This is a genomic window from Terrabacter sp. Root85 (genome assembly GCF_001429185.1).
Lineage (GTDB): Bacteria > Actinomycetota > Actinomycetes > Actinomycetales > Dermatophilaceae > Terrabacter.
In genome coordinates this window covers 301,898-314,185 of record NZ_LMIW01000009.1, presented here as the reverse complement: position 1 = coordinate 314,185, position 12,288 = coordinate 301,898, and the positions used below count along the sequence as shown (strand labels likewise).

Annotated in this window: 11 protein-coding genes; 7 read left to right on the top strand and 4 right to left on the bottom strand. The window is 72.5% G+C overall.

What is annotated here, in order from left to right; translation table 11 throughout:
- Window positions 1-23: 23 nt before the first annotated feature.
- Both ASE25_RS13690 and ASE25_RS22830 read right to left on the bottom strand, forming a co-directional pair.
- On the bottom strand, window positions 24-2,081 hold the full coding sequence (locus tag ASE25_RS13690) for a discoidin domain-containing protein (RefSeq protein WP_056826092.1): 2,058 nt from the start codon (window positions 2,079-2,081) through the stop codon (window positions 24-26).
- Window positions 2,082-2,223: 142 nt separating this feature from the next.
- Window positions 2,224-2,382 carry a hypothetical protein gene (locus ASE25_RS22830; RefSeq protein ID WP_156415505.1) on the bottom strand — a complete coding sequence of 53 codons (159 nt, stop codon included), beginning with the start codon at window positions 2,380-2,382 and terminating at the stop codon, window positions 2,224-2,226.
- A gap of 568 nt (window positions 2,383-2,950) precedes the next feature.
- Between ASE25_RS22830 and ASE25_RS13680 the strand changes: the two genes are divergently transcribed.
- On the top strand, window positions 2,951-3,172 hold the full coding sequence (locus ASE25_RS13680; RefSeq protein WP_056826088.1) for a hypothetical protein: 222 nt from the start codon (window positions 2,951-2,953) through the stop codon (window positions 3,170-3,172).
- Window positions 3,173-3,196: 24 nt separating this feature from the next.
- Here ASE25_RS13680 and ASE25_RS13675 read toward each other — a convergent pair whose 3' ends face one another.
- Window positions 3,197-3,574, bottom strand: a complete 378-nt coding sequence (locus tag ASE25_RS13675) for a GntR family transcriptional regulator (protein ID WP_056774467.1) — start codon at window positions 3,572-3,574, stop codon at window positions 3,197-3,199.
- On the bottom strand, window positions 3,571-4,530 hold the full coding sequence (locus ASE25_RS13670; RefSeq protein WP_156415506.1) for a hypothetical protein: 960 nt from the start codon (window positions 4,528-4,530) through the stop codon (window positions 3,571-3,573). Before ASE25_RS13670 ends, ASE25_RS13675 begins: the two co-directional genes overlap by 4 nt.
- A 184-nt stretch (window positions 4,531-4,714) precedes the next feature.
- On the opposite strand from ASE25_RS13670, the gene ASE25_RS13665 reads away from it, so the two are divergent.
- From ASE25_RS13665 to ASE25_RS13640, 6 genes are read left to right on the top strand one after another with little or no spacing between them, the layout of a single operon-like run.
- Window positions 4,715-6,193 carry a cytochrome ubiquinol oxidase subunit I gene (locus tag ASE25_RS13665; protein WP_056826086.1) on the top strand — a complete coding sequence of 493 codons (1,479 nt, stop codon included), beginning with the start codon at window positions 4,715-4,717 and terminating at the stop codon, window positions 6,191-6,193.
- A 16-nt stretch (window positions 6,194-6,209) separates the two neighbouring features.
- A complete protein-coding gene (gene cydB, locus ASE25_RS13660) occupies window positions 6,210-7,259 on the top strand; it encodes a cytochrome d ubiquinol oxidase subunit II (protein ID WP_056774476.1) in 1,050 nt (349 codons plus the stop codon).
- A gap of 54 nt (window positions 7,260-7,313) precedes the next feature.
- Window positions 7,314-9,056, top strand: a complete 1,743-nt coding sequence (gene cydD, locus ASE25_RS13655; RefSeq protein ID WP_056826084.1) for a thiol reductant ABC exporter subunit CydD — start codon at window positions 7,314-7,316, stop codon at window positions 9,054-9,056.
- Window positions 9,053-10,921: a thiol reductant ABC exporter subunit CydC gene (gene cydC, locus ASE25_RS13650; protein ID WP_235508683.1), complete on the top strand. Its 1,869-nt coding sequence runs from the start codon at window positions 9,053-9,055 to the stop codon at window positions 10,919-10,921. The genes cydD and cydC overlap by 4 nt, the downstream gene beginning before the upstream one ends.
- A gap of 11 nt (window positions 10,922-10,932) precedes the next feature.
- A complete protein-coding gene (locus ASE25_RS13645) occupies window positions 10,933-11,346 on the top strand; it encodes a BlaI/MecI/CopY family transcriptional regulator (protein ID WP_056774481.1) in 414 nt (137 codons plus the stop codon).
- A 42-nt stretch (window positions 11,347-11,388) separates the two neighbouring features.
- Complete coding sequence (locus ASE25_RS13640) at window positions 11,389-12,285, top strand: M56 family metallopeptidase (RefSeq protein WP_056774482.1); 897 nt, start codon at window positions 11,389-11,391, stop codon at window positions 12,283-12,285.
- Window positions 12,286-12,288: the final 3 nt, after the last annotated feature.

The window sequence follows — 12,288 nt, the reverse complement described above, 5'->3', positions numbered from 1 at the left end:
CGGTCGCCCACTCCGACGGTCGCTCAGGTGGCCTGGACCCCGACCTCCCACAACGAGTAGCCGTACGTCGTCGCGCGCCTCGTGCCGACGACGCGGACGTAGCGGGCCGTCGTCGGGGTGAACGCGAGCACGTCGACGCCACCGTCCGCGCCGGTGCGGCTCGCGACGGTCGTCCAGGTGGACCCGTCGGTCGAGACCTCGACGCGGTAGTCGCGGGCGTAGGCCGACTCCCAGTCGAGGACGACGCGACCGACCTGACGCGCCGAGCCGAGGTCGACGCGCCACCACTGGTTGTCGCTCCAGGCGCTCGCCCATCGAGTGTCACGCCGGCCGTCGACAGCGCGGGGCGCCCGGAAGTCGGCGAAGAGGTCCCACTGGTAGCTGCTGGCCGTGGCCGGCCGCCCCGCCGCGAGGTCGGGCGGCGGCGTCCAGGTCTGGGCGGCCTTGGCGGTCCGGAGGTAGGACTCGGCGCCCATCGCCAGCTCGTCGACGACCTGCTGTCCACCGATCCGCCGCATGTCCTCGACCCAGTCGGGGATGAGGCCGTAGTGGGGGACGCCGTCGACGTTGTAGTCCCAGGTGCGCTGGCCGGTGACCTGGCGGTCGGCGGATGCGCCTCCCAGAGTCGTGAAGGGGTAGGTCACGCTCGATCCCGGTCGCGGCGCCGGTGTGCCCCCGAAGCCGTTCATGTCCATGCCGAAGCCGTAGCCGACGTGGTACTTCGCGCGCAGCGCCTCGTCGGTGTGCATCGTGTCGACGAACTCGTCGGCGTCGTGGCCGTACTGCGTGACGAACCCGCCCAAGCGGTAGAGGCGCTCGGTGAAGTGGGTGTCCATCCACGAGTGCGACGACACGACGCCGGGGTAGTGCGCGGCCTCGAGCAGGTCGAGCGTGCGCGAGGCCGCCTTGACGCTCATGTGGTCGACCTCGACGACCATGCCGCGTTGCATCATCCCGGCGAGGGCGTACTCCCCCAGCGAGGAGAGTCCGCGCGGGTTGCAGTGCGGACCCTCGGGGTAGATCGGCAGGACGAGTCCGAGCGGCAGGAGGGGCGCGAGCTCCTTGGGGATGACGCCGTTGGCGACGGTGTGGTCGTGCAGCTCACCCGTGCACGTCTGCACCTGCCACCACTGGCCGGTGTTGAGGAAGTTGCCGAGGTTGACGATGACGCCCTGCGTGCCCTCGTCGAAGCGCACGCCGCACAGGGCGTTGTCGAACTTGTGGCAGAGGAACATCGAGCGCACCCCGAGCCCGTGCAGCTCGGTCAGTCCGGCGTCGATCTGCGCCTTGGTGCAGCCGGGGACACCGAGGGTGAGCTTGCAGCCGAAGGGGTTGCTCACCTCGACGCCGAGGATGACGGCGAGCTTGCCCTGGGCGACGTAGGTGCGGGCCTCGTCGGCGGAGTAGGCGATCCGGAACCAGCCCTTGCCGGTGCCGCCGTACTGCTGGTCGACGAACGCCTCGAGCTTCTTCGTCTCGGCGATCTGTCGGCGCACCGTGTCCATGTCGTCGCACGAGTAGCGGTTGACCTGTGTGGGCAGGCTGCACAGGACGTTGTTGTTGACGGCGTCGGCCACCAAGATCCGTTGGCCGCCGCGCCAGGCTCGCTCGACCCACGTGTAGTACATCTGCTGGTGGGTGAGGCTGCTCCATTTCGGCCAGTCGGCGAAGGTCGGCCACCCCACCGGGTCGTGGGTGGCGAGCGGGTTGCCGCCGGCCTTGTTCGTGAGGTTCTCGATGAGCGCGGCCTGGCCGTTGGGGTAGTGGTTGTCACAGTCCTTGAGGGCGTCGGCGATCCCGTTGGGGCTGAAGGTCGCTCCGCAGACGATGTTGCCGCCGAAGCCGACGTTGGACATGAGGTGGGTGTGCGCGTCGACGTAGCCGCGCACCGTGCCGTCGGGCTGAGTACCGCTGAACGGCGGCCCCGTGACGTCGACCTGCGAGTCGGGACTCTGCGGGTTGACCGGCGTGTACGGGTCTCCCGTGGCAGCGGCCGTGCCCAGCCCTGCCGCCCCGACCACGGCAGCCGCCGCAGCGGCGACCAGGGGTCGTCGGATGGTCCGGAACCAGCGCTTCGTCATCGAAGCCTCCCCGAGGAGTGTGGGTCTCCTGATTCCGGCGAAGTTACCAGCGGTAAGGCCGCCGCGCGCGCCGAGAACGTATGCCGTGCCGCCGCCTCGCGCGGCCGGGTCGAGTCGCCGCGTGGCCGGTCTGGGAGGAGGGTCAGGAGCTGCGGGTCAGCACGACCCAGCCCGTCGCGACCTGGCTCGTGGCCTCGGTGACCATGAGCTCGCCCGACCCGGCGGGCAGGCTTCGGAGGTCGAGCCGCACCTCGGTCCCGTCGCACGGGACGGTGAGCGTCGCGACGCGCGGACCCGACATCGGCCGCGAGGGAGCACCCGCAGAGCCCCCCTCACCCGGACCGAGCACGTCGACGACGAGCGTGCCCCCGGTGGTGGCCGGCAGGCACCGACCTGTGAGCCGGTAACGCTGACCTGCCCGCGCGGGTGAGGCCAAGCCCGGCTCCGACGTACCACTCCAGAAGAGGCCGTCCGCATTGCTGACGAGCAGGCGTGTCACATCGGCAGGCGACTGCGCGGGAGGCTCGAGCCGATCCACCGTCACCGTGCCACCGCCATCGGGAATCGTCGTGAACGACGGACCCTCGACCGTGGGCCGCGGGGTCGGCGCATCCGCACCCGTGCACGCCGAGGTCGCCCCGGCCACGAGGGCTGCCGCGGCGGCCACGCCCAGGTGACGGACGGAGCTCCGGGTCACCCTGCGTCGCGATTCACGCATCGACATCCCCGCCCATCTCCCTGCAGATGACGCCTGAACGCTACCTCTTGACCGCCGTCCGCGCGCCGCCTGACGTATCACCGACGCGCGGCGCCTCTCTGACCGTCGAGGCTCGCAGACTCCTCGAGCCGGACGACACAAGGAGAACGTCATGGGCATCCCTCCGCACGCAGCACGCATGGCCGGAGCCTGGGCCGTGCAGACCAGCCGACCGGCTCCCGTGCCGGCACCGGCATCGGCCCGTCCAGTCCCGCGCGACCGCTCGCACCGGATCACGGCGGCCCGTCTGCTGCACCCACTGCGTCGGCCGATCCAGCTCTCGCCCAAGGACGCCCAGAGCCCGCTCGGCACCCAGCCCGCCCGGCACGCCTGACCGGGCGATCCGGCATACGACCGCTCAGCCGGTCTGCGCCTTGAGCGCGGCCCTGACGAGGTCGACCGCTGCCGCGGTGTCGAGCCCCGCGTCGCGGGCTGCTGCCGCGAACTTCGCCGCGAGCGCCATGACGGCGACGTCGGCCGTGTGCTCTCCGGACGCCACGACGGTGCCGGCCCGACGACGCGTCTCGACGAGCCCCGCCGCCTCGAGCTCCTTGAAGGCGCGCGCCACGGTGTTGGCGGCCAGGCCGAGGTCTGCGGCGAGGGCCCGCACGGTCGGAAGTCGGTCGCCCGGCAGCAGGTGGCCCGTCGCGATGAGGCCGGCCAGCTGGGCGCGGACCTGCTCGAAGGGGGGCTCGGCGACCTCGAGGTCGACGACGATGCGCAGGTCGTCGCTCATCGGGAGCCCCCACCCGACGTCGAGACCGCTGACGCTGCAGGATGGTTCGCCGCACGCGAGCTCGGCACGGCAGGCGCGTCCCAGAGCAGGCAGAAGAGCGCGGCGACCAGGGCGACGAAGCCGAGAAGCGTCAGCGAGAAGGCGAGGTTCTGGGTCCAGTCGACGGGCGCGACGGGCGCGGGCGGAAGTCCCGTGCCGCTCACGGCGCCGCGCAGCCGCTGGGTCACGTCGTTGAGCTGCGGGCCGATGGTGAGGCAGAGCCCGGCTGCCGTGACGAGGGACCCGGCGGCCGACCACCTCAGCACGCGCACGCGCGCCCCGAGCCGAAGGGCACGATCGAGGTCGGGGTCGTCGACGTGGGCCGGACGGGCGTCGGCGACGCGCAGGGCGAGCCACGTGGCGACGGCCAGCAGCGCGAGGGCGCCGACCGTCCCCAGCGTGTAGTCGCGGCCGGGGTAGGCGCTCGTGGTCGTGACGACGACGCCCTTCCACTCACGCATGCCGAGGCGACCCCCGGGCGCCGACGTCAGCCACCCGACGAGCAGCCCCACGGCGCAGAGCACGAGCCCCGCGACGTAGTAGCCGGTCAGGCGCACCGACTCGGTGCCACGGCGGATGTCCAGGGCGGCCTCGCGGCGAGGTCCGGATGTCGGCCGGCGGGGCGCCCAGCGCTCGGCCACCGCCGCGACGATGATGCCGGCGACGGCCGCGAGCGCCGGTACGCCCGGGTGGGCGGTCGCGCCCTCCCCCGACGACGACGCGACGGACCGGTCGACGCCTGCCTGGGCGACGGCATACGCAAGGAGTGCGCCGACGACGGAGCCCAGCGCGGCCCGGCGTCGGGCCCGCGCGGCGAAGGCGTCGAGCCGGCGTGCGCCGAGCCACCGCGCGAGGTTGACGACCAGCGCCAGCAGCACCACCGGCCCGAGGTACCACGTGATCACGCGAGCATCCATGCCAATCCCCTCAACCCCGACTTTGTCGCAATCATTTAACTCATTGATACAAAACGAGTCAAGCGGCCGCGGTCAGGGTGAGCGGGGTCACGCCCATCCCTCGACAGGCTGGCCGACGTCGGCAATCGCACCCGCTAGCATCTACTACGTCATGTAGTTCTGGTGCGACCCTCGCGGAGCCCCCATGGATGCAACGGACCTGGCACGGTGGCAGTTCGCCATCACCACCGTGTACCACTTCCTCTTCGTGCCGATCACGATCGGCATGTCCCTCATCGTCGCCGTCTTCCACACCGCCTGGGTGCGCACGCACAACCCGCAGTGGATGAGGCTGGCGAAGTTCTTCGGCAAGCTCTTCCTCATCAACTTCGCGCTCGGTCTCGTCACCGGCATCGTGCAGGAGTTCCAGTTCGGGATGAACTGGAGCGACTACTCGCGTTTCGTCGGTGACATCTTCGGCGCGCCGCTCGCCATCGAGGCCCTGCTCGCCTTCTTCCTCGAGTCGACCTTCCTCGGCCTGTGGATCTTCGGCTGGGGGCGCCTGCCCGAGAAGCTGCACGCCACGACGATGTGGCTCGTCCACATCGGCACGGTGCTGTCGGCGTACTTCATCCTCGCCGCCAACTCCTTCATGCAGCACCCGGTCGGCTACACCTACAACGCCGCCAGCGGCCGCGCCGAGCTGACCGACTTCTTCGCGGTGCTGACCAACAAGGTCCAGCTCGTCACCTTCCCGCACGTCATCTTCGCCGCCTACATGGCCGGCGCCGGCGTCGTCATGGGCGTCTCGCTCTGGCTCATGCGCCGTGAGGCCAAGGCGGCCGCCGACGACGCGCAGGACGTCGCCCGCACCGACGCGCCGATGTACCGCACGGCCACGCGCATCGGCGCGGTCCTGACGCTCGTCGCCGCCGTCGGCGTCACCATCACCGGCGACGTGCAGGGCAAGATCATGACCGAGGTGCAGCCGATGAAGATGGCGGCCGCCGAGGCGCTCTACGAGTCCGTTCCCGCGGGCGAGGGGGCGCCCTTCTCGGTGCTGACGGTCGGCTCGCTCGACGGGTCGCACGCCAACGCGATCATCGAGATCCCCGGCCTGCTCAGCTTCCTCGCGACCGGCAACTTCCAGGGCGCGGTCCGCGGGATCAACGACCTCAAGGCCGAGTACGCCAAGACCTACGGCGCGAGCGGGAACCCCCGGGTCGCCGACGTCGCGACCGCCTTCGTCCCCAACATCCCGACCACCTACTGGACGTTCCGTCTCATGATCGGTCTCGGCATCGCCACGGCACTCATCGCGATCGCCGTGCTCTGGCTGACGCGCAAGGGGCGCACGCCGACCGCCAGGTGGCTCGCGTATGCCGCCGTGGCCGCTCCGCTCCTTCCCGTCTTCGCCAACAGCTTCGGCTGGATCTTCACCGAGGTCGGCCGCCAGCCCTGGCTCGTCTTCGGCCTCATGACGACCGCCAACGGCGTCTCCCCGAGCGTCTCGATGGGCGAGGTCATCACGTCGATGGTCGTCTTCACGCTCCTCTACGGCGCCCTCGCCGTCGTCGAGATCAAGCTCTTCCTGCACTACGTCCGCAAGGGGGCCGAGCCCTTCGAGGAGCCGCAGGACCCCGCCGACCGGGACGAGGACGCACCCCTCGTCTTCGCCTACTGAGAAGGGCTGAGCTGCAATGGATCTCGCCACCTTCTGGTTCATCGTCCTCGGCGTGCTCTGGACGGGCTACCTCGTCCTCGAGGGCTTCGACTTCGGCGTCGGCATGCTGCTGCCCGTCCTCGGCGGCAAGCGCTACGCGTCCGACGCCGCCGATGCCGAGAAGCGCCGCCGCGTCCTGCTCAACACCATCGGCCCGGTCTGGGACGGCAACGAGGTGTGGGTGCTCACCGCCGGTGGCGCCACCTTCGCGGCCTTCCCGCACTGGTACGCCACGCTGTTCAGCGGCTTCTACCTGCCGCTGCTCCTCATCCTCGTCGCCCTCATCGTGCGCAACCTCGGCTTCGAGTACCGCCACAAGCGGCCCGAGGCCCGGTGGAAGGCCCGCTGGGACCTGGCGATCTTCTGGGGCTCGCTCGTGCCCGCGCTCCTGTGGGGTGTGGCGCTGACGAACATCGTGCGTGGCGTGCCGATCGACGCGAACAAGGAGTTCACCGGCAACCTCTTCACGCTGCTCAACCCGGCCGGCATCCTCGGCGGGCTCGTCTTCGTGACGCTCTTCCTCACGCACGGCGCGATCTTCGTCGCCCTCAAGACCGACGGGAAGATCCGTCACGAGGCACGCCAGGTCGCCGAGCGCGTCGGGGTCGTCGCCGCCGTGCTCGCGGTCGCCCTGCTCCTCTGGCTCGGCCTGACCGACGGCAAGCTCGCCTCGTGGGTCACCACGGTGGTCGCTGCGGTGGCGCTCCTCGGCGCCCTCGCGGCCAACCGCGCGGGTCGTGAGGGGTGGGCCTTCATCGGCACGGCCGTCACCATCGCCATGGCGGTCGCGACGTACTTCCTCGTGCTCTTCCCGAACGTCATGCCGAGCTCGACCAACCCGGACTGGAACCTCACCATCGCCAACGCCTCGAGCACCGACTACACGCTCAAGGTCATGACGATCGTCGCGCTGATCTTCACCCCGATCGTGCTGATGTACCAGGGCTGGACGTACTGGGTCTTCCGGAAGCGCTTGACGGTCAAGCACATTCCCGAGGACGTACCGCGCGAGACCGTCTCCCGCTGACCCTCTGAGCCACACGACCCCACCCGTCCGACCCGACGAGAGAGCACGCACTCCGTGAAGCCCTTCGACCCACGACTCCTCCGGGCGGTCCCTGCCGCCCGGAGGCCCGTCGGCGTCCTCGCCGCGACCGGCATCGCGAGCGGTGTCACGACGATCGCCACGGCCTTCGCGCTGTCGGCGGTCGTCGTCGCGGTCGTCGAGGGGACCGACCTCGCGTCGCCCCTCACCTGGCTGCTCGGGCTCTTCGTCGTGCGGGCCTTCCTCGCCGCGACGACGGAGCGGGTCGCCGCCTGGGCGGGCGTCTCCGTCTCGTCGGCGCTGCGGGCGGCCCTGCTGCGCCGGTGGGGCACCGTCGACGCCGACGCGCGGCTCGAGCCGGGCGCCGCCGTCTCGCTCGCGACCGCGGGCACGGCGGCCGTGGAGCCGTATGCCGCTCGCTTCCTCCCGACGCTCGTGACCGCGGCCGTCGTGCCGGTCCTCGCCATCGCGACGCTCGTCGTCGTCGACTGGCCGAGTGCGCTGGTCGTCGCGCTGACGCTGCCGCTCCTGCCCGTCTTCGCGGCACTCATCGGCAAGGCCACCGCCGAGTCGACGGAACGCCGCTGGGCCGCCCTCGCCTCGCTCTCCGGCCACTTCCTCGACGTCGTCCGCGGCCTGCCGACGCTCGTCACCTACGGCCGGGCCCACCGCCAGGCCATGACCGTGCGCGAGGTCAGCGACCGGCACCGGCGCGCCACCATGGAGACCCTGCGCATCGCGTTCCTGTCGTCCGCGGCCCTCGAGCTGCTCGCGACGATCTCCGTCGCCATCGTCGCCGTCACCGTGGGCCTGCGCCTCTCGCACGGCTCGATGGCGCTCGGGGCGGGACTCGTCGCGATCCTCCTGGCGCCCGAGGCGTACTGGCCGGTGCGCCGGGTCGGGGCGGAGTACCACGCCGCCGCCGACGGAGCCGTCGCCCTCGACGCGGTCCTCGGCCAGCTCGACCCCACCCCGGCCAGGGCCGAGTCCCCCTCGACCCCCGCACCGAACGCCGCGTTCGGTGCCGAACTCACTGATAGAACAGCGCGTTCGCGACCGAACGCCGCGTTCGGTGGGGCGGCGCCTGGGAGCGGGCGGGTCGGGGAGGTGCGCGTCGCCGGCCTCACGTACGCGTATGCCGGGTCGCCGGCTCCCGTCGTCCGTGACCTCGACCTCGTGGCGGGTCCCGGCCTCACCGTCGTGACCGGTCCGTCCGGCGTCGGCAAGTCGACGCTGCTCGACCTGCTCGCCGGTCTGCGCCGCCCCGGGGCCGGAACCGTCGAGGCTCCCCCGTCGCACTACGTGACGCAGCGGCCCTTCCTCTCGACCGGGTCGGTGCGCCAGGCGCTGACGATCGGCCACCCGGCCACCGACGACCAGCTCTGGGAGGCCCTGCGCGCCGTCGGTGTCGACGGTGTCGTCGCGGCACTCCCCGGTGGGCTGTCCGCCGACCTCGGCGACGACGGCTTCGGCCTGTCCGCCGGCCAGCGCCAGCGGCTGGCCCTGGCCCGCGCCTGGCTCGCCCCCGAGACGCTGCTGCTCCTCGACGAGCCGACCGCGCACCTCGACCCCGAGGGCGCCGAGCACGTCGCCGCCCTCGTCGCCGAGCTCGCCGAGCGCCGTGTCGTCGTCGCTGTCACGCACCGCGACGAGCTGCTCGCGCACGCCGACCACCACCTCGTCCTCGCCGCCGCAGACGCAACCTCCCTCGAGGTGATAACGGAGGCCACGTCGCCATCGACATCACCTCGAACCGCGGGAGAGGAGGGCGACCGATGAGCACCGCGTCCGCTCCTGACCCCCGCGTCGAGGTGGTCGCGCACCCCACGTCGGTGCCGGCATCACCTCGAACCGCCGGTTCGCGGCGGCGGCGGGTCTGGTGGCCCTCGGCCGGCACCGTGCGCGGCGGGCTGCTCGGCGGCATCGCCACGGCGTCGGGCATGGCCCTGACCGCGACCTCGGGCTGGCTCATCGTCCGGGCGTCACAGCAGCCGGTCATCCTCACTCTCCTCACCGCCATCGTCATGGTGCGCGCCTTCGGCATGGCCCGACCGGTCTTCCGCTACTGGGAGCGCCTGACGAGCCACGACGCCGCGCTCGAGATGCTCGCCGAGCGACGGACCTCCGCCTATGAGGCACTCGTGCCGCTGACACCCGCCCGGCTCGGGCGACGCCGCCGCTCCGACGTGCTGACCGGGGTCGTCGACGACCTCACCGACGTCGTCGACGCGCAGGTACGAGTCACCGTGCCGGTCATCTCGACGGCCGTCGCGGGGGGCATCGCCATCGCGCTCACCCTCGTGCTGTCCCGGCCCGTCGGCCTGGTCATGCTGGGGCTCGGCGTCGCCGTCTGCCTCATCAGCCTGCTCGCGACCCGCCTCGAGTCCCGCTCCCTGCCGGAGCTGCTCGCCGCCCGCGCCGAGGTGACCCGCGTCAGCGAGCTGATGGCGAGCCAGTCGGGCGAGCTGCGTGCCGTCGGCGGCTGGGCGACGGCGCTCGGCTGGCTCGACGAGGCCCACAGCGCCCTCGACCGCGTCACCCGACGCATCAGCGCCGGTCGGGCGGCCGCCGCCTCACTCTTCCTCGTCGCCGTCGGCGCGGCGGTCGCTGCCACGGCGGTCATCGCCCAGGACCTCGCCGTGTCGACCCCGGTCAAGGCCCTCCTCGTGCTCACACCCGTCGCCGTCTCCGAGGCGATCACCCCCCTCGTCGACGCCATGCGCGCCCTGGCCCGGGCCCGCGGCAGCGAGCGCCGCATCGACGCCCTGCTCGACCTCGCCCCGGCCGTCGCCGACGAGCCCCGCCACGCAGCCGCCGAGCCCGGCCATGCGCCCGACGACACGTCGGGCACCCGGCCCGAGCACACGGCATACGCACGCAGTGGCGTCACGACGCGGGCACTCACCGCCTCGTGGATGGGCGAGCGCACCGACCTGGGCCCGACCGACCTCGACGTGCCCGCCGGGAGTCGCATCGCGGTCACGGGACCCAACGGCAGCGGCAAGTCGACCCTGCTGGCCGTGCTCGCTCGCCACCTCGACCCGTCGGGCGGGACCTACCGGCTCGGCGGGACCGACGTGCTCCGCCAGCCCCTCGAGGAGACCCGCGCGCGCATCGCCGTCGTCGACGACGAGACCCACGTCTTCGCCACGAGCCTGCGCAACAACCTCACGCTGGCCCGCCCCGACGCGGACAACGCCGACGTCGAGCGCGCCCTCCGCGCCGCCGGCCTCACGACCCTCCTCGAGGGTCTGCCCGACGGCCTCGACACGACGCTCGGGTCCACCGGCCGCGGGCTCTCCGGCGGCGAGCGGGCCCGCCTCGGCATCGCCCGGGCGCACGTCAGCGGCCGCCCCGTCGTGCTCCTCGACGAGCCGGTCGCCCACCTCGACCCGCCCACGGCCCGCGCCGTCGTCGAGGACCTGACGCGCCTCGGCCGCGCACCGGGTACGACAGGGGTGGCGGGCACGGATGCGCCTGCGCAGACGATCATCATGGTGACCCACCGCGACGACGGGGCCGACCTGTTCGACCGTGTCCTCGAGGTGCGCCGCCCGCCGTCGGGGACGATGTCCCCGACCACCGCAGACCCGGTCCCCCACTCGGGCGACCGCACGCACGAAGCCGACCCACCCCGTCGGTAGATTGGAACGCCATGCCCAGCACACCCCGCAACCGTCTCGGCGACCTCGAGCGTGTCGTCATGGAAGAGCTCTGGACCACCGCGGACGCCCACCCCGAGGGGCGCACCGTCCGTGAGGTCCACGACGCGATCGGTGTCGAGCGCGGGCTCGCCTACACGACGCTCATGACGGTCCTCGACCGGATGGCGAAGAAGGACCTCGTCCACCGCGAGCGCGACGGCCGCGCCTGGCGCTACACCGCCGCGTCGACCCGCGCCGAGCTGACGTCCGAGTCGCTGCACCACACGCTCGGCGAGCTCGCCGGCAACACGCGACGCACCGCGCTGCTCCACTTCCTCGACGAGTCCACCCCGGAGGAGATCGACGAGCTCAAGGCCGCGCTCGCCGAGCTCGAGGCGCGGCGCCCCGACGACGCGAAGCGCTGACCGACCGATGACTCCCTCTGCGGCCCGCCGCGCCACCTGACCGTGCTCGTCGTCGCGGCCCTCGTCGTCCTCGCGGTCCTGCTCGCGTGGCCGGTGCCGCGCGTCCTGGCCCGCGCGACGTCGCTGCGCCGCGCGCCCCGGGCCGCGCTCGTGCTGTGGCAGTCCACCGCCGTCGCCGCCGTGCTCGCCGCGCTGCTCGCGGCGCCCGCGGCGATCCCGCTGCTCGTCGGCCGGCAGGTGCGGCTCTCGGAGCACTGGGTGACGCTCGCCGTCGCCGCCGCGCTCAGCGGGGTCGTCGCCGTGCGACTGCTCCTCTCGGGCGACCGGGTCGGACGCAACCTGCGCGCGGCGCGCCGTCGCCACCGCGACCTCGTCGACCTGCTCGGGGTCCCCGGCGAGGGCGCCGACCGGCACATGCGCGTCCTCGAGCACACGACCCCGACCGCCTACTGCGTCCCGGGCGTCCGTCGTCGCGTCGTCCTGACGCAGGGCACCCTCGACCGGCTCGGTCCCGACGAGCTGTCGGCGGTCCTCGCCCATGAGCGCGCCCACCTCGGCGCCCGTCACGACCTCGTCATGGAGTTCTTCACCGTCGTCCACGAGGCGATGCCCGGCTTCCTGCGCTGCGACGACGCCCTGCGCGAGGTGCACCTGCTCATCGAGGTCCTCGCCGACCGCGCCGCCGTCCGTCACGCCGGGGCCGTCAGCACCGGGCGCGCCATCGTCGCCATGGCCGGCGGACCCAAACCGGCCGGCGCCATGGCGATGGCCGACAGCACGCGCGTGGCCACCGCGCGCATCGGGCTGCTCGACGCCGAGCGGATCGCCGGTCTGCCGATCCCCGCCGTCGCGGTGATGATGTATGCCGTGTCGGCCGTTCTCATCGCGACGCCGCTCGCGCTCTACCTCGGCGCGATCGCCGAGCTCACGCTCGTCTGAGGG

Excerpts from the sequence above, each read along its gene's own strand:
- ASE25_RS13690 (WP_056826092.1), bottom strand. The coding sequence starts at position 2,081 with ATGACGAAGCGCTGGTTCCGGACCATCCGACGACCCCTGGTCGCCGCT.
- ASE25_RS22830 (WP_156415505.1), bottom strand. The coding sequence starts at position 2,382 with ATGTCGGGTCCGCGCGTCGCGACGCTCACCGTCCCGTGCGACGGGACC.
- ASE25_RS13680 (WP_056826088.1), top strand. The coding sequence starts at position 2,951 with ATGGGCATCCCTCCGCACGCAGCACGCATGGCCGGAGCCTGGGCCGTG.
- ASE25_RS13675 (WP_056774467.1), bottom strand. The coding sequence starts at position 3,574 with ATGAGCGACGACCTGCGCATCGTCGTCGACCTCGAGGTCGCCGAGCCC.
- ASE25_RS13670 (WP_156415506.1), bottom strand. The coding sequence starts at position 4,530 with ATGGATGCTCGCGTGATCACGTGGTACCTCGGGCCGGTGGTGCTGCTG.
- ASE25_RS13665 (WP_056826086.1), top strand. The coding sequence starts at position 4,715 with ATGGATGCAACGGACCTGGCACGGTGGCAGTTCGCCATCACCACCGTG.
- cydB (WP_056774476.1), top strand. The coding sequence starts at position 6,210 with ATGGATCTCGCCACCTTCTGGTTCATCGTCCTCGGCGTGCTCTGGACG.
- cydC (WP_235508683.1), top strand. The coding sequence starts at position 9,053 with ATGAGCACCGCGTCCGCTCCTGACCCCCGCGTCGAGGTGGTCGCGCAC.
- ASE25_RS13645 (WP_056774481.1), top strand. The coding sequence starts at position 10,933 with ATGCCCAGCACACCCCGCAACCGTCTCGGCGACCTCGAGCGTGTCGTC.